Origin of the sequence: Vibrio sp. CCB-PB317 (assembly GCF_022808245.1) — a bacterium.
In the GTDB taxonomy this organism is placed as follows: Bacteria; Pseudomonadota; Gammaproteobacteria; order Enterobacterales; family Vibrionaceae; genus Vibrio; species Vibrio diabolicus.
Genome location: NZ_JALGNU010000002.1, coordinates 234226 through 257108, shown reverse-complemented (window position 1 = coordinate 257108; position 22883 = coordinate 234226). Strand labels below are relative to the sequence as shown.

Sequence of the window (22883 nt, the reverse complement as noted above, 5' to 3'; positions counted from 1 at the left end):
AAGTAATGAATACTATTCACCTATTACTCTGGGCATCAAGTATTGCTCTTCAATCATTATTACTATCAATTGAAGAGACTTGATTTGAGCCCAACAGGAGAAGTAGATAAAGAGGGAAATCCCTCTATTTGAAGATAAACATATCCCGCCTTAGCGAAGCATTAAAAATGTGTTGAAAAATCGAACAAATAGTATGCAATCCAGTAAATAAGTCGCTTAGATAAGTTTACAGTCTGTAATTGTGATCGACAGAGATACTGAGACAGAAAGACAAAAGAAAAGCCTCAATTATGAGGCTTATGGATAAGATAAATTATGGTTGAAGGAAATTCTGCGTGAAATCGAGCGCCTCTTTAGAGAGCTTTTTTTCGGTGGACGCTGTAGTTGTCTGTCCCTCCGTCGTTGCGGTCGTCATGTCAGGCTGGAAGTTCGGCGCCGATGCTTCATCCCATGCGTTAGCATCGTCTTTATTTTCGTCACTCAACACCGCGTTAAGCTCCTCCTCTGCAGGAAAATACGCTTCGCGTTTGTACACCTTGTTCAGCGCCCGAATAATGGAATGCTTTCTTACCATCCCTGACGCCAGCTTCCTTTGCAACGGTTTCGCTATAGATTGCAATCCAACGACGACGTCAACACCAATATTGGTCGCCACTTCGTCACGCAACGTACGCGCTGGCTGATACCCCATATTGGCAGCAAGAAACAGCCAAACATAAGCAATCGCATTGCCTGTTTTACCTTTGTCCTTCCACGCTTCGCCAGCATGATACATCGCCTCGGCGCTGCCACCTTCTGCGGCCCTTTCAAGCCAATAGCAGCCTTTGACCATGCTTTTTTCTGTACCAACACCATTTAGGTAACATAAGCCAACTTGGATCTTTCCGTCCGCACTGTCTTTTTCAGCCGCTTTCATAAACCAATAAAGTGCATCTGCACTGCGTCCTGCACTATTGTCTGGTGAAAGTTGCCACTCACCCATGTAAAGCATGGCATCAATGCAACCTTCCTCGGCTGCGGTTTCAATCAGTTGGTTACCTTTGGGAATATTTTTTTCCGTTCCGCGACCAAAAACCAATGCTTTGCCTGTCGCAAATTTTGCTTCGGTATCCCCTTCCATTCCGGCAATGGCGGTACGCCAAAAGTTTGCCTGCTCTTTTAAAATCACATCTTCACGCATGCGCTCACTCAAGCGAACAATACCGTACATTCCCGTCACGTTGTCCAACTTAGCGGCTTTATCATACCAATACAGCGCTTGACGAATGTTGTCCTTCTCGGCTTCTTTCGCTAGAAATAAAATGGTGGGGATATGCCCGGTTTCTGCTTTGAACTCACGCTCTTTACGCTCTTGCTCTCGCGCTTTTTGCATCGCCTTTCGATAAGCGGCTTCGCGAGCTTTCCTCTCTGCCTCGAGTCTCTGTTTCCGCATCGACAACGAGATCATCCACACAAATATCAGGACGAGTGAAAGGCCAGTTGCCGCAATGGCAATGCCCATACTACTCATAAATAGCCTCTTTTGGTTTCAGGGCCCAATTCATCTCCCTCTCAGGGAAATCTTAAGATTACGCGCCGACATAACGCCGACTACCTTCATTATATAACGACCACTTAGCGAAAATCTGAAGCTTGCCAATACTTAATGGCGGTATTTTATGCAATATCACTGCAACTTATTTTTAATTAAAAAATATCACTGCGATTTTTATAGAACTTAATCACGGTTTTGGGGCTGAGATATTCTCCTCCCCTATCATCCCCCCTTGCTCCTCCTATAAAAATTTACATTTTAATGATGTGCAGAAGCTCTCACTATGCGTCTGTTTTATTATTTAATTTGTGAACAGAATCGACTGTGACAGAAAATTTTCACTTGTAAAAAACTTAACTGCCTGCTCTCACATTTTGCTGATGATTCAGTGTATTAGCATCTAGTTGAACATTTCCTTTTTCGGCATCTGCCTTTCTAGCGTGTGCGAAACCTTCTTGATGACTGAGTCAGCGAAGGCAGCGCGCAGCTCAATATCAATTCAATAACAATGGATTTGTAAACGTGGACAATAAGACATTTAAATTATCAACAATTGCCAAAACCGTACTGCCTTTGATTTCCGTCGCAGTCATCAGCGGTTGTGGTAGTGATAGCACGAACGAAGATACGACGAACCCAGGCTCAGGCTTGTACCCTGCGGGAGAGAACGAGGTCGTCATTTATTACAAACGCGACGTGGCGTCCGCTTCAACGGCCAGCGACTACGAAGGTTGGGGCTTGCACCTGTGGAACGGTGAAGGCTGTACCAGCACAGATTTAGACGCAATGGGCATTCCTGGCACAGGAACGGATTGGTCGGCACCGCATCCATTCGATGGCATCAACGACACCTACGGTGCTTATTACGTACTGAAAGTGAACCCAGATGCCTCTGACCCACACGAATGCATGAACTTCATTCTGCACAAAGGTGATGAGAAAGCATTCGGCAGTGCAAACTCAAAAGTAGAGCTGACGAAAATCGGCGAATCTAAAGGGTTGTTTGGCTTCCACGGCAGCAGTGAGCTTTACTACGAGCCAATCGAAGAACGCCCTGTTGATATTGATGGTCAAAAAGCGCATTGGCTAGATGCCAACACCATCGCGTGGGAAGCGGCGGCCAATGCGGATTCCATGAAGCTGTTCTACAGCCTCAGCAACGACATTAAAATGGATGAAGACAAGCAAATCTCCGGTGGCACGGCGGTTGAGTTGACGAAAGCAGGTGATTTATCTGATGGTCTGAAATCACGCTTCCGTCACCTTGCTAGCCTCCAAGCTGCAGGCATTGATGTCGATGACGCGACCCTACGCACGATCCTGAAGTCACAAATCGTTATGGTAGCTTACAACGCAAATGGTGACGTCATTTCTGCAACTGAAGTGCAAAAGCCGGGGGTTCTTGATGCAGTATTTGCCGATTCCAAGGCAGGTAACGCGATTGGTCAAGAGCTCGGCGCGATTGTGGAAGGCGGTGCTGCAACCTTCAAGCTATGGGCGCCAACTGCTCAAGATGTTGATCTGATAATCTACGATGAAAACTTAGCGGAAGAAGCTACCGTTGCAATGACAGAAGATCCAGCAACAGGTATCTGGGCTTCTGAGGCACAAAGTAATGTTGTTAACAAATACTATCGCTACCAAGTTAAGGTGTACCACCCTACAACTGGGGTCGTTGAAACGCGTTTGGTAACAGACCCATATTCAATGAGCTTGTCTAAGAATTCACGATACTCGCAAGTGGTTGATTTAGATGATCCAAGCTTAATGCCTCAAGATTGGAAAAACTACGCACGCCCAACGGTTAAAAAAGACGAAGACCACGTCCTTTACGAGTCACACATTCGTGATTTCAGCTTTAACGACAGCAAAGGCACACCAAGTCTTGATGGCAAATATCTGGCGCTTACAGAACCTGAGCGTGAGTCTGTATCTCACTTACAAGCTTTAAAAGATGCTGGCCTAACAACGCTACATATCCTGCCAGCATTTGATATTGCAACCGTGGATGAAGACGCTGACCAGCGAGTCGATATCACCGACACCGTGGGTAAACTTTGTGGCATCAAGCCAGAAGCCTCCATTTGTGAGACCGAAGATGATGGCAAAGTGATTGAAGAGGTATTAAATAGCTACGACCCAACAACGGGCAAAGCACAAGCGTTGATGAACGATCTTCGCATGCTAGACAGCTTCAACTGGGGTTACGACCCATACCACTACACTGTACCAGAAGGCAGTTATGCGACCGATCCTAACGGGTCTAAACGTATCCTTGAGTTCCGCGAAATGGTGCAAGCGACGCATAAAATGGATCTGAAACTGGTCATGGACGTCGTGTACAACCACACGAATGCATCCGGTGTGAACGAAAAATCAGTACTGGATAAAATTGTCCCTGGGTACTACCACCGCCTAAACGTCAACACTGGCGGCGTAGAAAACTCAACCTGTTGTGATAACACCGCCACCGAAAACCTAATGATGGGTAAACTGATGGTTGACTCATTGATGGTGTGGGCGGATGACTATAAAGTCGATGGTTTCCGTTTTGACCTTATGGGCCACCAGCCGAAAGATGTCATGGTCTACGCACTTGAAAAAGTCCGTGAAATTGATCCGAATACTTTATTCTACGGCGAAGGCTGGGACTTCGGTGAAGTCGCGCAAAACGCTCGCTTCGATCAAGCAACACAAGTCAACATGGCGGGGACAGAAATCGGTACTTTCTCTGATCGTCTACGTGACGCAGTTCGTGGCGGAAGCCCGTTTGATGGCGGTGTAGATTCAGAAGGTAAGCACCCACTTCGCTTCAACCAAGGCTTTGGTAACGCTGCTTACCCGAACGAAGAAACTAAAACTGATGCAGAATCTGTGAATGGCCGCCTACACAACCAAGATCTGGTTCGTCTAGGTATGGCTGGTAACTTAGCTGACTACGTCCTTCTGGATTACAAAGGCGAAACCAAACTTGGTAAGAATGTTGATTACAATGGTGCTCCAGCAGGCTACACAAAAGTGCCATCAGAGAACATTTCCTACGTGTCTAAGCACGATAACCAAACGCTGTGGGACAACAACGCTTACAAGATTGCGACAGGTACTTCATCTGCTGAGCGCGCACGAATGCAGTCTGTGTCACTATCAACGGTGATGCTAGGTCAAGGTATTCCGTTCATTCACATGGGTTCTGAGCTATTGCGCTCTAAGTCAATGCAGCGTGACTCGTACGATTCTGGTGACTGGTTCAACCGTGTATTCTTCGATGGAAGCGACAATAACTGGAACGTTGGTCTACCACGTGAAGACAAAGACGGTGCAAACTGGGAGTTGATCAAAACCATCGTCGGTGACAGCACGGCGAAACCAGACTCAACGGACATCGAGCTGACGAAGCAACAATTCCTAGAGCTACTAAAAATCCGAAGTACAAGCGAACTGTTCCGCTTAGACACTGCGCAAGAAGTGATGAATCGTGTTGATTTCCGCAACGTGGGCCAAGACCAAGTAGAAGGCTTGATTGTGATGTCTATCGACGATGGCACATCAGCAGGTGCCGATTTGGATTCGAACTACGATGCGATCGTGGCCGTTGTTAACTCAACATCAACTGAGAAATCTTTCAAAGTTGCTGGCGCAACTGGTTTCGAGCTGCATGAAGTTCAACAAAACTCTGCGGATGACATCGTGAAAGGTGCAAGCTTCGCCAATGAAACATTCACAGTACCAGCACTGACAACAGCGGTATTCGTACAGCCACAAGACGGCGCGCAAGGTGCTGGCCTACCAGTAAACACGGATAACAAAGACGTATCGAGCATTCCTCCTTACGGCGAAACCGTGGTTTACGTCAAAGGCACCATGAACGAGTGGTCAGATAGCAGTGACTGGGCGATGACCTTTATTGGCAATGGCATGTACTCTGTAACTGGCGTTCTTGAAGCTGGTGAACACGAGTTCAAATTTGCGGATTCAGGATGGGCAAATCCAAACATCGGTTGTGATGCTGCGGATTTGGCTTCTGGCTCACTAGACTTAGGCTCTGCGGGAAACTGTACGTTGTCTGTCGCTGAAACTGGTAAGTACAACTTCACTCTGAACGCGTTACATGTTCAAGATGAAAGCGTAGAAAAACCTGTCGTTTCAGTGACGAAGTCAGCAGATGCACCAACGTTCGGTGAAACAGCACTTTACCTACGTGGCACTATCACCACATGGGATACTCCAGCGCAAGACTCCACTGCGAAGTTCAGCTATGTAGCAAATGACGTTTACTCGCTAGACATTGACCTAGCGGCGGGCAACTACGAGATGAAAGTTGCGAGCGCAGACTGGGCAGCAGACACCAACTTCGGTGGCGAAGGCAGTGTTGAGCTTGGTAAAGCGCTAACGATGGAAGTCGGTGGCGGTAGTGCAAACCTCAAAATTGCGATTGCAGAAGCGGGAAATTACAACTTCCACTTCAACGCGGCTGACAAGTCGGCGCCAATCGTGACGGTAACGAAAAACTAGTTTCATTTAAAAACATCCGTAATGAAAAAGGGGAAGCATCGCGCTTCCCCTTTGTTTTGTTGGTGTCACTATCACTAAATGGTGGATACCAAAATCAAGAAGGTGTTAGTTTCCCCAAATCTGTTCAACAAACTCTGGGTGATCAACGAATGGATTGCGATTGCCCTGAAACTCAAACACTTGTTGATTGCGGTTTTGTTCTTTTTCACTAACGGGATCATTTTTGTGCCAACGCTTCAGCATGTTTAACATCCAAGGTTCAAAAACTGTTGAACTTGAACCATCAAGGACAGCATCCGCATTGCTTGAATTGCCTTCCCAGTTACCTACAACATTTTCATAGCGGGTTGCTATGTAGAAATAGGCACGAGCAAAGTCGCCTTTGAACTCATCGATCGGCTCAAACACCGTACCGGAATAACCTAGGCTAGTACTTGCTTGACCAAGTTTAGAACCATTACTAGACACGTACGTCGCGGTGGCAACTTCACCAAATGGCCAGTTACTGCGCTTCGCATTCACATAGCCATCGGTCGCAAACAAATGGTGACCATCTGAGTTCATCGGTTCAACTTTACCGCCAAACCAGCTTTTCGGGAACGAGTGTTCACGGTTGTAGCAATCCCCTTCTTGGCTATATTGACCACATTGGTCTGTCACTTTCGTGAAGCTGATAGCATCACTGCCCGCAGGTTTCTCTGAATACATATCGAGAATAGAGCCATCATTTTCGTAATAGCGATCAATATCAGCATCTTTTACCAAGGTCCACACCGCAGAATAACCTCGGCTAGTGTGGTTGTTGATGATGTTAAACAGCGCCGTTTTTAGAGCGTAGCCCGTCTTGCCAGACGCCGCTTGGTAGTAACCATCAACCACTGGTGGGGTCGTGGTTGAGTCACCTAACGTAAAGTCGGTGGTTTCGCTTTTCGCAAATTCATCGCCAGAGGCAAGCGTATTATCACCCACCTTCAACGCGTAAGACCCCGACCCATTGCCACAGCAAATGCCGTCGCCATAGCTGTCTTGAATCGTAAATTGGTAGTTACCATCGGCTAAACACATGGTCTTTTCAACAGTGGTTGACGACTCATACCCCTGACCAGAGAAAAGCACTTGCGCTTGGCTATTTTTCAACTCCCAGCTAGTTTCTGAGCCATAGTTGTCCGTCGTGAGTGTAAGAAGCACTTCATGATCACTACAACTTTCTACAGGAGGTTGTGTACTTGTCTCGGTCGGTTGAAAATTATCGATGTAGACAACTTCTGAGCCGTCAAAACCGGCCTCATCATAAAAACGCAACCCGACATTGATGGTCTTGTTCGAACTCGCAGTATAGTTATGCGCCAGCTCTTGCCACTGGTTTACCTGCTGCGGATCTGAGTAATTGTGATAACCATCAACCACCAGACGTGCTTTTACATTTCCTTCGGTGTGATAAACCGAGACAGAAAACGGATAGGTTTTCCCTTGCTCCACATTAATGGTTTGCAAAAGGTCAGTGTTGCTTTGGGTACCTGTATTCACGACGACTTGAGCAGCCAGGCCGCCCGATTTGATTTGTTCGCTGCTTGGCGACACCGCGATGCCAGCGTCAATCACTGACCACTGCGTAGGCGCAGTGCCATTCCACTGTTCAAAGTCACCATTGAGAATTTGGCTATATGCAAGCGGAGAGCTAATAACAGCAAGAAGACAGAGGGGTTTCGTTATGGATTTCATTATACTTTTCCATTAGTTATGTAAATCCCAAACACGATAAACATATTAGTAAGGCATAAGTAATCCTTAGGTCACACTTTTACGTTGCACAAGTGTTAATTTACTTTTTAATGTGCAGCTTATCTCACAAATATCTACCAGCCGAAAACAAACACCAATGCAAAAAGCGAAGCAACCTGTTGGCTACATCGTTGGAAAACCATTAAGGGAAAAGTAAAACAGACAGAAAAAAGCCAAGTGTGCGCCTATGGGGGTCAGCAACAACACTTGGCTTGTGTATAAGAAAGCTTGTGGTCAGCTCAACTGGTGAGCATCAATTCTGGATAATTCCTTAAGGTGTTACCGCAAAGAATCGTCCTTGTAGTGGCGACATCAGAATCTGATATTGACTATTGCTCGGAGTAATTTTTTCATTCGTGAGCAAATCCACCAACTCACCTGTGCCAACACTCTCCTGAGTAAGAATGACAGTTCTCGCGCTTTTCGAAGTGTTTAGCGCAAACAGTACTTTGTCTGTACCAGATTGTTTCAAGTCCACATAACTGCCGTTACTCGCAACTAAATTCGTGCGTGACCCCTGATACAATGCTGGGTGCGCACTGCGCATCGTCATCAGCGATTTCACGTAAGCTTTGAGATCGGCTTGGTTTGCGTCAAGTGTCGCCGTCACACCTTCAATTTTTGCACTGCTGCGCGCAACGTGATCATCGCACAAACCTTGAATGGCGCAGGTGTTGTTGTCTTCTTTTGCGGCAAAACCATCCACTTGATCCCCGATTTCATCGCCGTAGTACAGCGTGATTGGCCCAGTGTAGGCAGCTTGGAAGGCAAACGCAGCTTTATGGCGTAACCAATATTCTGCATCATTCACATCCGCCAAGTTTCCGCGTTGCAACAAGTCACCAAAGCGCACTAAATCATGGTTGCCGATCATCAAATTCGGTTGCGCATGCGTTGGATATTGGTTGTGTGTGCTGTAGCCGTTGTCTAGCCAATCCACACCGCGACCACCCACGCCGCTCTCATTCACGGCCAAAGTTTCTACGATGCGATAGCGCATCGGGAAGTCAAATGCAGAGCACAATGCTGGATCGCTGTTCGATCCATACGCCTCATTCGCGATCTCAGACTCCCCTTTCCAAATCTCTGCCACCATGTAACCCAACGGATAGACTTGTTCGCCTTTGCTATTGGTGTACGTGACACCTTGCGAGGCTTCATCGACAGCTTTACGAAGTTGTGTCCAAGCGTCTGTCGGAACTTGATAGGCTTGATCTAAACGCCAGCCGTCAATCTTGAGTTCTTTGATCCAATACGTTGCTACCTCTTTGTAGAAGTCGAGACTGGCCGGGTAATCAACGGGGTTACTCGAGCCCGTTGGCAACAAGCCGGAGGGAGATGGTTTGATCAAACCATCTTTGTGATGACCAAATACGCCATCAAAAAACACGTATAAGCCGCGTTTGTGTGCTTCTTCGACTAGAGTTTTCGCGGTCGCTAAATCACCAAATTTGGGGTCAATCTTAAAGTAATCTGTCGCAAAATATCCCGTGGCATCCAAACGATCGGCCCAGTGATCTTGTCCTGCGATCGCTTCAGACTCAAAAATCGGCGTCAACCAAATCGCGTTCATCCCTAAATCTTGGATGTAATCAAGTGAATCAATCACCCCTTGCAAATCGCCATTATGATGACTGGTGCCATAGCCCGTACCGTGACCAATGCTCGCATCGCCATCCACAAAACTCTCGACCATGATTTGATAAGTACGAAGTTGGTTACTTTGCGCCATGACATTGGCTTGGCAAGCATAACTGGTATCCGGTAGCGGAGTGCTGCTATTAGTATCACCACCACCAGAAGAATTACACGCAGATAAAGCACCAATCACACTTAACGCAAGCAGCGATCGATACAGGCGATGGTTACGTCGGACGTTACGCATTTTACTCTCCCTAACTTACTCAAATAACCTACAAACATTTGAGTAATAAAATTAACCCCAACATGCTTCCCATGTAGGGGTTAATAAATAAAAACAGATTTTAAATAACTGAATGGAATATTATTGACACTTATTTACCATAACATGAAGCGGTTTGCCTTTTCCTTCAAATTGAAGGCTCCAGACATATTTCCCGTCTTCTTTAATATCAACTGAAGTATCTGTACCGTAACCACCAAATGTTAATGGTGTTAATTCACCAACGTTCATTCGATTCCCTTTAGCGGTAAATTGTGGGAACCACAACTCGGTCGCATACTGCATTTTGTAGGAGCCTACTTTTTCTTGAACCACAGCTTGGTAGAAATTATTTCCTTTGTAGGTGTATTGACGTTGAGGCACGTGTTTCCAGTCGGAATCCGCAAACGTACCCACCACAAACAGTGGTTTAGAAATTGGTCCTTTCGCTGTGCTATCTGGGTTGTCACACGCTTTCATGAAAGCAACCACTTCGTCTTGAGACATATTCACAACTGGCTCTGCGGCCGCTTCTGATTCTGCAGTCGATTGACAACCCACTAAGGCAACAAGTAGGGCAGCAGCAAGAGAGGTCTTCATCATGTTCATTTCACGTAATTCCTTTTTAGTATATCCAAAGCAAAATAAACTCAACGTTTAAAAGAAATATTAATCGTTATTAAAATGGAAATATCAAACGCTAAATAAATATCGTCGGATTGCGAATTTAAATTACTTCGAGAAGTTTATTTATTTCCTAAATACAAAAAATAAGTTAGGAACTGTCAATAATTATTGATCTAACCAATATAAAAAACAAAACAATAAAAATAAATATGTGAATAAGATAACTCTATGTAGGGGTATTTTTATTGGTTTATATTCTATGAAAAAAGGCCAGCATTTTGCTGGCCTTTTATATTCAATTATTTTTTATTTACGGCTTTCACAAACACTTGTTGCGCACCTTCAATACCCAGCTCTTTTGCTTCATCGAGCAAGGTGAGTGCTTTCGGAATATCGTTCGCTGCGACCGCCGCTTCAATTGAGCTGTGGTAGTAGCTAGTGAGATCCGTACCTTGAGGAATGTTGTCGTTTTTCGCAACAATCTTGGTATTCACGATATCATTTGCGGATACCGACAAACGGAACTGACCCAGTGGGCTGTGTTTCGCTAAAGGGTCTGCAATATCTGGCGGCTGAGTGTGGCGCGCCATGGCGAAGGCTTTTGCAGGATGCAGAACTTGCGTACTGCCTTTTAGATCAGCGGAAGTCGTGTACACCAATACATGCAGATCGTTACCTGTCATGTCTGGAATCACATTGAGATCAAGTACGAATTTATCATTGTCCAACAGTTTTGCTGGTTCGTACTTAAACTTTGAGAAATCTGCTTGGTAAATGGTTTCTCCTGCCGAGTTCATCACTGCGACATTAGGAGCATAAAATTGAAGTTCTTTACTTACGAATGTCTCTAATTTGATATCGAGACTGCCACGGTTGCCCGGAAGAGCAAACGCTGCAATAGCGCCAGCACTGTTACCATCCAACAGCATTTGGCTTTTATTAGTCAAAGCGAATTCAGTAACCACAGGTACATCAACCGTTACCCATTGAATATCACCCGATTGAGTGATCACTTGTTGCTGATCTTTTGGACTCATCTCTACTTGTTCTACGGACGCACAACCAGTAGCCAACATGCCCAGCAGTACGGGAGCAAGCCATTTTTTCATTACTGTCTACCTCGACTCTTTATTGTTTTTTAAATAAATACAGCCAGATAAGTTCTGGCTGTATCATTCTAGGACAATTTAGGACTTAGTGGTTAGATGATTACCACCAAGCTTCAGCTTGTACACCGAATTGGAACGTATCGTCTGAACGACCGTTGTCAAATGTGTTAGAGTTGTCTTCTTTGTCAGCCGTTAGGTAAGAAGCGTAAACACGGATTTCAGGACGAGCCCAGAAGCTAGAACCAGCAGACCATGCTTGAGCAACAGTTAGCTTACCGTATTTGTTTTCGTCGCCGTCGTTATCATCGATAGCGTAACCAGCTTCGAAGATAGTTTTGTGGTTGTCATCCCATTTGTACATTGGACGAACTACAACAGACATTGTTTCCCACTTGTCTTGGCCAGCCCACATGTCTTCACCAACACCGTAAACTAACTGGTGACCCATTTCCCAGCTGTCACCCATGCCGATTACACCCCAGTTGATTAGGCGGTAACCAGATGCACCGTTATCAGCTTCTGCACCGTACCAGCTACCGTCGCCGTAGAATGCCATTGTTTTTGAGTAGCCTTCAGTACCGTACTGAAGCACTGTTTTGTTGAAACCAGCGTCTAGACCTTGAGTCAATTCTGCTGTGAACATTACGCCGTTTTTCGCATCTTTAGTGCCGTTTGGCGCAGCGTCAGTTTCGTTAAGGATTGCGTAGTTCAAGCCCATTTCTAGAGAACCGTTGTCCCATAGAGGAAGACCTGCATAACGTACGTCTAGAGTGTTAACGTTTGTATCGCCGCCATCGTTACCTGGATCTGCGATATCGCCACGGTCATTACGAACCCAAGCGAAAGAAACTTTACCTGGACCAGCTTCGATACCTTCAACACCAGCGCCCGCGCCAGAGATGTTCCAGTAGTAGAAGTCAGAGATATGAATGTCGTGACGTTGGTAGTAGCGCTTACCAGCCCAAAGTGTTGCTTCTGGAGCAAAGTTTAGTAGGCCTTTAGCTTGAACGTTGAATTGACGTAGTGCGAATTGTGCATCGTCAACACATTTCACTTCGCCGTTATCCAAACCACAGTTAGCAGAAGTGCTTTCCCAGTCGTTTGAACCATTAGAAGTCATTGCAACCATAGAGTCTACGTAGAACGTTTTGCCGTTGTTGTTGTAAACTTCTTTACCTAGTTGAATCTCGCCGTAGATATCGCTTTCATTACCTAGACGACCGATCTTGTTCTTTTCGAATGTTAATTGTTGACCACCGTCAGCGTTCACGCCAACGCCAGCACGCATGTAACCGTGGAAATCCACTGCGAACGCAGAACCAGCAGCTAAAGTTGCAGCCACAGCAGCAGCAATTGCACTTACTTTTTTCATTCTTAACTCCATTAAGGGTATTTATAATTCTGTCTTCCCTGCTCACTCTTTTAGGTGAATATAGGCAGTAAAAACACACCTAAAGAAAGAGAGGTAAGATGGGAACGAATCCCCGTTTGTTTCAACAGTTATGAGATTACCCGAGGCGTACAAGGATGACTTCCTCCGCCCCAAACTAATTTAGGGGGGATGAGAAGGGAGTAGAAAATTTACCGAATGGTGTTTTTTCGAGTCAGATCACCAATCTAGGGAGGAATTAGTAAGTTTATTCGGTTTTGAGCCGCTACAAAGTGATAGCCATTTCATATTTTTGACTCTAGGCCGTCACATAAAGTAATTAAATTACATGAATATTTTTATATTTAGGGTGGTTGACCTTAGTAAGACAAAGTTTTTAACTTATAGTTTCCTAAAGGTAGCAATAAATATTAAATAAAGTATCTCCGATGACACGACTTCTCTCTCGCCCTTACCCCTTGGGTGCAACTGTAAATAAAGAAGGTTGTAACTTCTCTATTTACGCTCCGGGGAATAAAGACATAAAACTCGCCCTGTTTGCAGACGATGGCAGTTACGCGCTTCATGATTTACCGAATGAATACGCTGGCATACGTCATACTTTTATTCCGGATATTAAGCCGGGGCAAAAATACGGTTACCTTGTCTCCCACAAGGAAGAGCCACTATTAATTTCTGACCCTTACGCAAAGTCAATTGATAAAGCCCTCCATTACCACCCTCCCTACTCTCCAGCCAAAAGTTTCGATATGCCGAAGTGCATCGTTATCGAAGATAATTTTGACTGGCAAGATACGGATCATCCGCGTATACCCAGAGAAGAGATGGTGTTGTTTGAGACACACGTCAAAGGGCTTACCCAACTCCACCCAGAAGTTGAGGACAAACTGAAGGGGCGCTATTTAGGTCTTGCGTCACCTGAAATGCTGGCCTTTTATGAACAGCAAAACATCAACACGCTGCAATTGCTACCTGTCGCTGCGTGCATGCATGAGCCTCACCTACTAGAGATGGAAAAGGTCAATTATTGGGGATACAACCCTTATCTCTTTATGGTACCCGATCCGCGCTACGCAGAAAAAGACGCCGTCACAGAGCTCAAAACAACGATTCGAGAACTGCACAAAAACGGCATCGAAGTGATTCTCGACGTAGTTTACAACCACACCGCAGAGGGGGGGGAAGGGCCTACAACTTTCAACCTGAAAGCGCTCGATTCCCGTTTTTACATCAAACATGGCAACCACTTCGCAAATTACACTGGTTGTGGCAACACGGTCGATCTCACCTATCAACCCGCTTTAAACCTTGTAATGGATACATTGCGCTACTGGGTTAGCGAATTTAAAGTCGATGGCTTCCGTTTTGACTTGGCTGCAACGTTAGGTCGACAGGGCGATGATTACAACTCAGAAGCAGCTTTCTTTAAAGCCGTTGCACAAGACCCTATTTTGCGTGAAACCAAATTGATTGCCGAACCTTGGGATATTGGTCCAAATGGCTACCAAGTGGGTAACTTTCCATTTGGCTGGAACGAATGTAATGACAAACTGCGTGATATTTCCCGCAGTTTTTGGCGCGGTGATCAAGGCTATTTAAAAGAGTTTGCCACTCGATTAATGGGCTCTCGTGACATTTATAGTGCAGCGAACTGGCCATACAAACTCACGGTGAATTACATCACGTATCACGATGGCTTCACACTGCAAGATTTAGTGTCTTACAAGCACAAACACAATGAAGCTAATGGCGAAGAAAATCGCGACGGCCACGGTGACAATCGCTCAGAAAACTACGGTGTCGAAGGCGAGACAGAAAATCTGATGATCATCGCCACGCGTGAGAAGCAAAAACGCAACCTTATTGCCAGCTTGCTGTTTGCTTTTGGAATCCCACACATCCTCACTGCTGACGTGCTGTCTCACACCCAAGGCGGTAACAATAATGCCTATTGCCAAGATAACGAAACCAGTTGGCTTAACTGGGGAGAAACGGAGCGTAAGCAACATTTCAAAACGTGGATGTCACAAATGGTCGCCAACCGAAATCAATACATGGTGCCATTTATCCGAGCTTTCAGTGGAGAAAACCGCAATAACAACCGCATTTTCTGGCGCCGAACAGACGGTCGCTTAATGGAGCATGATGATTGGAACCGTTTAAGCTCTGTCGCACTTCACCTTGGCATCGGTAAAGAAGGACAAGAGCTGGTCTATCTCATCAACCAAACTAACGCTACAGCGCGCTTTAAGCTCCCCAATGAGCGAAAGCAAGAATGGGTAACGATCTGCGACACAAACGTACGTAACCTCAACCCAGGGCATGCTGAAGGCGAAGTCTTACTGTCACCCACCTCGATGGTGATTTTGCATTACCAGCCGAAATCAGATCAATCATAGAACAATAACCCGGAAAGCTTATATACACGACTTTAATAGCACAAGACCCGAAGTCCGTTAACGACTTCGGGTCCATTTAGTGTTGTAAGCATTAATGAACCTCTGTATATTTATGAGCCATTACAGTATATGAACCAAATTAAAAAGGCGTATAGTCCATATGGCTACTTATCTTTACACACGTTACTCGCCAAAGAATCGAGCTTATCAAGAGCACCTCGGTGTCCTAAAAGCGTTCGTGCCTGACGCCCAACATTTTGAGGATAAGGTTTGCGGTTGCATGCCTCCAGCAGAACGAGAAGCTTTCCAACAGCTACTCAATATCGTCAAAGCAGGTGATACGATTGTGCTCTGGTGGCTAACGGCATTTGGTCGAGATTTTAGTCAGGCGTTAAATACAATAAAAGTATTACTAGCAAAAGGGGTCACACTGAAAACCGTTTGTGAACCACTCACATTTGAACCGGATTCTGTTCAAACTCAAACGCTACTCACCGTGCTATCTGGATATGGAAAAGTGCAGACTGAACATCGCCTGTATGCAGCAGAGCAAGGACGGCAAGCCATTAAAGATCAACCAGATTTGTGGAAACAGAAATTTCGCGGACGCCCAGCAGACAAAACTAAACACCAACAGATCGCAACGTTGCTGTTAGAAGGCTATACGTTGAAGAGTGTTTCGGAGCAGTGTGATGTCAGCCTATCTACCGTAAAACGCGTCAAATCTAAGTTAAATGAAGTGGATGATGAAGGCTGCCTCAGAACACGAAAGCAAAGAGGTTATTCTGATGGTGATCCATCATGAGTCGCCCAATCAACTTTCGCACTATCTTACTCGCCTGTCTTATTATCAGTGTTGGCCAATTGAGCATGGGGCTTGTTATGCCCTCTTTGCCATGGATCGCAAAAGACTTTTCTATCTCCCTTGATCAAGCCCAACTGCTCGTGAGTATTTACTTACTCGGTTTTGGTCCCTCTCAGTTCATTTACGGTCCGGTATCGGATGCTTTGGGTCGAAAAAAAGTACTATTGACGGGTTTGCTCATCGCGATGTCTGGTCTATTAATGATCATTTACCTCAGTGACATCTTCACAGGCATGGTGATGGGGCGCTTTCTACAAGGCTTGGGAACTGGGTGCTGCGCGGTACTCGCAAGAGCATCGACTCGAGATAGATTTAGCGGTGATGAGCTCCCTGTCGCCATGTCTTATATCGCTATGGCAGCTTCGATCACGCCACTCATTGCGCCTGTGATTGGCGGTTTTATCAACTTCCACTTTGGTTGGAGTATGGTGTTCATTTCACTGTTAGGTTATGTCTCACTCGCTTGGGTAATCATCGCCTTTAAGTTTACAGAAACCATTGCAAAACGATCTGTTATCCCGTCACCACGCAACATGCTTTTCCAGTATCGAGACTTGGTGACGTCACGTTACTTTATGAGTTTTGCCAGCATCAGTTGGTTAAACTTCAGCCTGATGATAACGACCGTGTCCGTGATGCCATTTATCATGCAAGACCAAATTGGCATGACATCCGATCAATACGCAATGTGGGCACTCATTCCCGCTTTAGGTATGTTAGGCGGCACCACGATTTGTAACCGAGTAAGGCCAATTATCGGCAACAAAAGAATGCTACTTTGTAGTCCATTCTTGCATCTCAGTGCTGCAATATGGTTGTTCTTCTGCCCGGTAGAACCGCTGTATTTAATGTTGGGCCAACTATTAATGATCTTAGGTAACGGCATTGCCTTACCTTGCGCGCAAGCCATGGTAATGCAACCCTACAAAAAGCAGGCTGGTGCTGCAGCAGCCATGTCTGGAGGTGGACAAATGATCGTATCCTCATTGGTCAGCTTAACATTGGTACAGCTTGGTTTAAGCCAAGCCTGGCATCTATCAATCGTTATTGTGGTGTTTGCAGCAATAACGCTCACCAATATTCAACGAGGTTTTGGAGCAGAGCAACCTTCAGAACAGTAACGAAAAGACTTACTATTGTCCTTATAATTAAGAACACATCGTATAAGCTTTAACTAAGGATAAGTTGGCGGGTACTAACATGATGTTGCATTTACGAATTGGCGCGCTACTACTCGCCACTTTTATATCCGCTGGCACCGCCGCAAAAGCCAACGAGTACTGGCAATTTGATAGTGACGATAACGGAATCACTATCTACTCTCGAGAGCATACCGACGGTTTAGTTGAGATTCGTGCTCGGATGTTCACACCCACCAGCTATGGCGCATTTTTAACGCTATTGGAAGATAGTGACAATATCCCGAACTGGATTGACAATGCCAGTCATAGCCGGGTTTTAAGTCAAATATCAGCCACCGAAAACATCGTTTATACCCAATTTACGGCGCCATGGCCTGCAAAAAATCGTGATATGCTCACCTACTCTGAATATTGGGTCGATGAGCTTGGGTTCACGATAAAAATCAAAAGCGCACCAGACTCATATCTTGCTGAACAAAAGGGCTATGTTCGCATTCGTTCGGTTGCTGCAACTTGGGAATTACAAAAGCTCACTAATGGCACGACACTCATTGACTACAAAGCGTTTGCTGACCCCGGAGGCCTTTTGCCAATCTGGCTAATCAACAAACTATCAAAACAAAGTGCACGAGCAACATTTAGTAATCTAAGGAAAGAGTTACCAAAATATCAGCAATACTCCCATCCTCAGATAAAGGAGTAAACTTCACGTTTGCTCTTTAATTACGTTTACGGTGTTTGAAAAAAGTGCCCACAAAAGAGGCGAAGGCTAACCCTAAAAAGAGCCAAAATAAAGGGATAAACCCAAATGACTCTACTAATAAGCCATTTTCATCTACGTAAGAGCCCTGAGCGTGGTACGCAATTAAACATGCCACACCGCTCAAAAATAAAACTACGCTCAGTTTATATTTACGAATAAACCCCATCTAAACCTCAAGCAATCAATTGATATGTCTTCGACATATTGCCACCGTATATAGTTCACTCAAAAAACATATTGTCTCTATGTTTGCTCCAATCTTTATTAGAGGTCTTTTAGTCAGAGACAAGATAAAAACCCAAACATAAAGAATAAAAAGTCAAATTTAACTCAAAATATTATATGCGTTCTCAGAACTATCTTGACCTTTTTTCTCACATATACAGTGTAATTGTTATCATTTTGTTTGCTCAATGCTGCCAAAAATCGTTCACATCTCTCCCAAAATAATTAGTGTTCTAAATATTTTCATTACTCTACGCAAAAACAAACCAAACAACAAAAAACTTTTAAAATCAAAACTTAAGATTCAGAAATCAATTGTAAAACAATAATAGAAACGAGTTGACCTCTTCATTTCTTTCGCTTTTTTAATTGAACGTCTAATCAAGTTAACGCACAATGCCATCGACAACTCACATAATAAATCATGAAAAAAAGGAAGTGTCTTCATGCATAATTTTTCAAAAAGTGCAGTGGCAACTTTAATCTCTGGCCTTTTGCTTGGAACTTCAGCGAATGCGGGAGTGAGTATCACACAAGGAAAGACCACGATCCCCGATGGCGAAGCTACACACGCTCAAGACATTACCGTTCAAAACGAACATGTCGCCTTCGCTCTCGCTGTTGAATCCGCACCACCATGGGGCGTACCGCGAGGAACATTGGTCGATTTGGCAGCAGTAAAGAATGGCAAAGTAGACCTTGACCGTGTTGCCTTTGCTGACTTCATTCCTAACAGCTGGTCCGCATGGCCGAATGATCGCAAATCCATTGAAATTATCGAAGACAGCGACAATAAAGCGGTCATTAAAGTGAGCCGCAACTTCGATAACGTTGATATCACAACATGGTATACACTCGCTTCTGGATCTGACTCAATTGCGCTTAAAACGGTCATGACCAACCAAGGTAAAAAAGATCTCGCGTTAGAATCAGGGCACACCATTTGGCCAGACACTGGCTACCAATTTGCCGTGCCGGGATTGGAAGGGAAAGAAGAATCCATGGCCGACAATGCCCTCGCCGATCGCATGGTCGCTTATGATCGAGACTGGGCCTTTGCACTTCATGCTCCTTATTTTGATCGCGTCAAATACAATGGTCGTGACATGTACCTAGGGCATACCTTGAAAGCAGGTGAAAGCCGCACTTTCCAATCCCGATTACAAGTGGTTCCAAATGGAGACATGGCCCCCATTGTCAAGGCAGAAGCTGACCGACTAGGACAAGCGACAGGCACCATCAACGGCCAATTACGCGCAGATAATGGTCATGTTCCTGAAGATGCTATCGTGATGATCGAAAAAGAAGGACAACCCTATGCCTGGACATTGGCCAAAGATGGCCAGTACAGCATGGCGCTGCCTGAGGGTGAGTACCAAATCTACGGCACAGCGACTGGTCACGCAAACAGCAAGCTGCAATCGATTAAAGTGGCGAGAAATAGCGAGCAAACACTCGATTTTACGTCTCTAAAACGCCCAGCAACTCTCTCACTTCAAGTTGAAGAGGCAACATCAGGTCTGGCCAAAGATGCGAGAATCACCATCCTTGAAGGTCAAGCGCCACCGGTTGAATTTTTGGGTAAACGCACCTTCTTTACCGATCTGCTGCCTGCAGGTCATGCGGAGCTAAAACTGGCACCCGGTCAATACAAATTAGGTATCAACCCTGGTGGAGGCTTTACAGCTAAAACCCAAACATTAGACGTAACCCTAACGTCCGGTAAAACGACGAAGCAACGAGTAGAAGTGCCTCAAGTGACGTTTCCTAACCGTCAGCATTGGTATGGCGCAGATTTACACCATCATGGCAACGTGTTGGAAGGCGTTACTCCGCCAGAAATTGTTGTGCGTGCTCAATTGGCAACGGATCTTGATCTGACTTTCATTAGCGATCATGACTCAACCATTAACCACCAGAAGTTTGCAGAACTATCTGCGAAACGTGGCGTGCCTTTCATCCCGTCGATCGAAGTTTCGCCATCATGGGGACATATGAACCCATTTCCTATCGATAATGGCGCCGAGCTAACGGTCGATCCTGGCACCGCTGACGTTCACACGTTACTTGACGCCGTACATGAGATGGGGGCTGAAGTCGTACCGATGAACCATCCATACAACGATTATGGCTACTTTACGAATATCGCTAAAAATGCAGTCCCTGGTGGTAAAACGGATCGCTTCGACCTTATGGAGCTTAATGCGCGCGTAGACAATGAACCAACGTTGAAGAAAGCACATAAACTCTGGGACCTGGGTGAAGCAATGTACTTTACGGCGGGAACCGACACCCACGATGCGTGGAACCAACTCACGGGGCAGATTCGAATGATGGCAAGAGTCGATGGAGAGCTAACGCCGTCGAAGTTTGCGCAAGCACTTAAAGCCGGCCATGGCTACGCAACACAAGGCCCTATTCTTTATCCGCAAAACATTATGTTTGGTGAAACAGCAACAGCAGGCGATACGTGGGACATCCACGTCGTTGCAGCCGATGGTCTAAAAGAAATTCGATTGATCGGTAAAGGCGGCAAAGTGCTGAATACCCTGACGATTAACCCGAAAGTTGATACTCAACGCATAGAGCTGTCGCTACCTATACCTAGCGACGCAGAGGGATGGATAAGTTTAGAAGTCGAAGATAAAGACGGCAGCACGGCCTGGAGTAACCCTGTTTGGTTGCAGTCATAGTCTTGATGAACGTCCGACTCGATGGTAAACAAACCTGAGTTCGACGATGAAATAAAGGCGGCACTGCGCCGCCTTTTTCTACTCGATGTTTTACTGCTGTGCAACCGTCACGGGTTTGGTCGCACCACGGTAATCAAACTCAAAACCAATCCCTTGATCTGTTACATCCATCGTCATACCACCAACAAGCTCGCCTTGTAAGCTTTTCATAACATCATCAGGTAGCGGTTCACCAGTCACGGCTGACGCACTTTCCAACACTTCCAAAATGCGTTCTGAATCGAAGTCAAAACTGAACAAGCCATTTGGAGAAAGTGGTTGTGCCATAACTTCTTTGCTCGCGTCTTCGGCATTCTCACCACTGTAGAGCGTAAAATGGTTTTCGTTTAAGCGAGCAAACACATCCATCTTCAAGCCTGTATGCATTTCTAGCAGGTCACTGACATTAACAGGCTGGTTATCCGGCTGAATTTGTAATTGAGCAAGTTCAGGGACAAACATTTGCGCGGTTTGAATCAGCATCATTGGATCATTGGCAGATAGAGACAACATACCATCCAGCTGGCTAAATACTTCACCGTGCTGAGCATTAGTGTCAACGTGGATATCAAACATTTGCAGGCTTAATCCTTTCAGGCCGTTAACCATGCCGGAGCCCATGCTCACAGCTGCGGCTGGGTTTTGGCCACCCATCTCTTGCTGCATTTGAGTCAATACAGAACATTGGTACTGAGGCTGAGTCAAGTCGCTCCAAATCTGACCAATCGATGGCGCTAGCGTATTAATGTCTAAACCAAGCGCCATGCTAAAGAAGCTCTTATCATTGTTCGATTCCGCCAAAACGCCACGAATCGACTTAAGCGCATCTAGAATCACTTTATTTTTCGATTCAACAACAAAAGCACCTTTAATGAATGCCTGCTCGCCTTTCAACTTGTATTCCGCAAATGCGACGGATTGAGGCCAGTTTTCTGCAACTTGAGTAAGTTCAGTATGACAAGCTGGTGAGCGCATCTCCTGAATAGTCGGCTCAGGGTCAACGGCATCCAGCATGCTGACTTGACGCGCAAAGATATTGCCATCTTTCGTCGTCAAACCTTTAACCAATTCACGGTGATCAAAGTAACCGAAAGAGTTATTGTTTTCGCCGTATTTAGCCTGCAACGCCGCTAGGCGTCCACTCTCCGCAATGCTTTGACTTGGCGACTCAAGTCCCAATGCCATTTTAAGCGGGTTTTGAACACCCAATTGCGGAATATCAACCGTTAACGTAAGTACGTTGTCAACCACGGCAACAACCAAGCCAATGCCATCTTGCGGGTCAACCGAATCTGTCATCTCGTAACGACGAAACTCAACTTCACCGAGTTTAACCAGCTCGTGCTTAGCACCGCTCATCTGCTCTTCGTGATCCAATGTTTTCCATAACGCGGCAGGGTCTTCAATCTTCAATTTGTACACTGGTACCATACCGATTGTGTACAACACAGGATTAATGTTTTCTCCGGTACCTAAGTAGGCTTTTAACGTTTCTGGCGATGCTGCGCTCTCCAGATATCCATCAAACAAGTTAACGGCAAACTGTTGCTGTGGAGAAAGTGGTTCATCGGCAAAAAGTTCAGCAATCGAGCCTTGGTTAGCCGTGCCAAATGCATTCATGTATTTATAATGATTAAAAGGTTCCGTCTGATACGTCACCATGAGCGAATCCGCAGGAACTTGCGAAAGTAGTGATACTGAATCACTCGGGGTAGTATTGTTTTGGTACAGGTAGCCAGCGCCCCCTGCAGCTGCGACCACTGCTGTAGCCAATAGTAGTTTTTTCACGACCAACTCCGTTGTCATAGTTATGTGTTCCTAAGCGAAAGATCACGCTTAGGTTTAAAGCCTTTGAATAGCACTTTTATATCGACCGCTATCATAAACAAGTTATCGATAT

Annotated in this window: 14 protein-coding genes; 6 read left to right on the top strand and 8 right to left on the bottom strand. The window is 45.5% G+C overall.

Annotation, left to right across the window (positions count from 1 at the left end):
- Positions 1-313: 313 nt before the first annotated feature.
- On the bottom strand, positions 314-1510 hold the full coding sequence (locus MTR11_RS10295) for a tetratricopeptide repeat protein (protein ID WP_243327461.1): 1197 nt from the start codon (positions 1508-1510) through the stop codon (positions 314-316).
- Between the two features lie 546 nt (positions 1511-2056).
- Here MTR11_RS10295 and pulA point away from each other — a divergent pair.
- On the top strand, positions 2057-6046 hold the full coding sequence (pulA, locus tag MTR11_RS10290; RefSeq protein WP_243327460.1) for a pullulanase-type alpha-1,6-glucosidase: 3990 nt from the start codon (positions 2057-2059) through the stop codon (positions 6044-6046).
- A gap of 105 nt (positions 6047-6151) precedes the next feature.
- Here pulA and MTR11_RS10285 read toward each other — a convergent pair whose 3' ends face one another.
- The 5 genes from MTR11_RS10285 to MTR11_RS10265 form a co-directional block, all read right to left on the bottom strand.
- Positions 6152-7768 carry an endonuclease gene (locus tag MTR11_RS10285; RefSeq protein ID WP_243327459.1) on the bottom strand — a complete coding sequence of 539 codons (1617 nt, stop codon included), beginning with the start codon at positions 7766-7768 and terminating at the stop codon, positions 6152-6154.
- A gap of 331 nt (positions 7769-8099) precedes the next feature.
- Positions 8100-9713 carry an alpha-amylase family glycosyl hydrolase gene (locus tag MTR11_RS10280; protein ID WP_243327458.1) on the bottom strand — a complete coding sequence of 538 codons (1614 nt, stop codon included), beginning with the start codon at positions 9711-9713 and terminating at the stop codon, positions 8100-8102.
- Positions 9714-9833: 120 nt separating this feature from the next.
- Positions 9834-10340, bottom strand: coding sequence for a glycosidase (locus MTR11_RS10275; RefSeq protein ID WP_243327457.1), 507 nt, complete (start codon positions 10338-10340; stop codon positions 9834-9836).
- A 317-nt stretch (positions 10341-10657) separates the two neighbouring features.
- Positions 10658-11467 (bottom strand): MalM family protein, encoded by an 810-nt coding sequence (locus MTR11_RS10270; protein ID WP_167427807.1) that lies wholly within the window; start codon positions 11465-11467, stop codon positions 10658-10660.
- A gap of 100 nt (positions 11468-11567) precedes the next feature.
- On the bottom strand, positions 11568-12839 hold the full coding sequence (locus MTR11_RS10265; RefSeq protein WP_006740823.1) for a maltoporin: 1272 nt from the start codon (positions 12837-12839) through the stop codon (positions 11568-11570).
- Between the two features lie 446 nt (positions 12840-13285).
- Here MTR11_RS10265 and glgX point away from each other — a divergent pair, with 446 nt between their 5' ends.
- The 4 genes from glgX (at position 13286) to MTR11_RS10245 (ending at position 17966) form a co-directional block, all read left to right on the top strand.
- A complete protein-coding gene (gene glgX / locus MTR11_RS10260; protein ID WP_243327456.1) occupies positions 13286-15256 on the top strand; it encodes a glycogen debranching protein GlgX in 1971 nt (656 codons plus the stop codon).
- A 160-nt stretch (positions 15257-15416) separates the two neighbouring features.
- Positions 15417-16061, top strand: a complete 645-nt coding sequence (locus tag MTR11_RS10255) for a recombinase family protein (protein WP_243327455.1) — start codon at positions 15417-15419, stop codon at positions 16059-16061.
- Positions 16058-17242 (top strand): multidrug effflux MFS transporter, encoded by a 1185-nt coding sequence (locus MTR11_RS10250; RefSeq protein WP_243327454.1) that lies wholly within the window; start codon positions 16058-16060, stop codon positions 17240-17242. The genes MTR11_RS10255 and MTR11_RS10250 overlap by 4 nt, the downstream gene beginning before the upstream one ends.
- A 79-nt stretch (positions 17243-17321) precedes the next feature.
- A complete protein-coding gene (locus tag MTR11_RS10245) occupies positions 17322-17966 on the top strand; it encodes an START domain-containing protein (RefSeq protein ID WP_243327453.1) in 645 nt (214 codons plus the stop codon).
- Positions 17967-17982: 16 nt separating this feature from the next.
- Here MTR11_RS10245 and MTR11_RS10240 read toward each other — a convergent pair whose 3' ends face one another.
- The gene (locus MTR11_RS10240) at positions 17983-18192 is read right to left on the bottom strand and encodes a DUF3955 domain-containing protein (protein WP_199804528.1); all 210 of its coding nucleotides are present in this window, start codon (positions 18190-18192) and stop codon (positions 17983-17985) included.
- 505 nt (positions 18193-18697) lie between these two features.
- On the opposite strand from MTR11_RS10240, the gene MTR11_RS10235 reads away from it, so the two are divergent.
- A complete protein-coding gene (locus tag MTR11_RS10235; RefSeq protein ID WP_243327452.1) occupies positions 18698-20944 on the top strand; it encodes a CehA/McbA family metallohydrolase in 2247 nt (748 codons plus the stop codon).
- A gap of 90 nt (positions 20945-21034) precedes the next feature.
- Here MTR11_RS10235 and MTR11_RS10230 read toward each other — a convergent pair whose 3' ends face one another.
- On the bottom strand, positions 21035-22789 hold the full coding sequence (locus MTR11_RS10230) for a hypothetical protein (protein WP_243327451.1): 1755 nt from the start codon (positions 22787-22789) through the stop codon (positions 21035-21037).
- Positions 22790-22883: the final 94 nt, after the last annotated feature.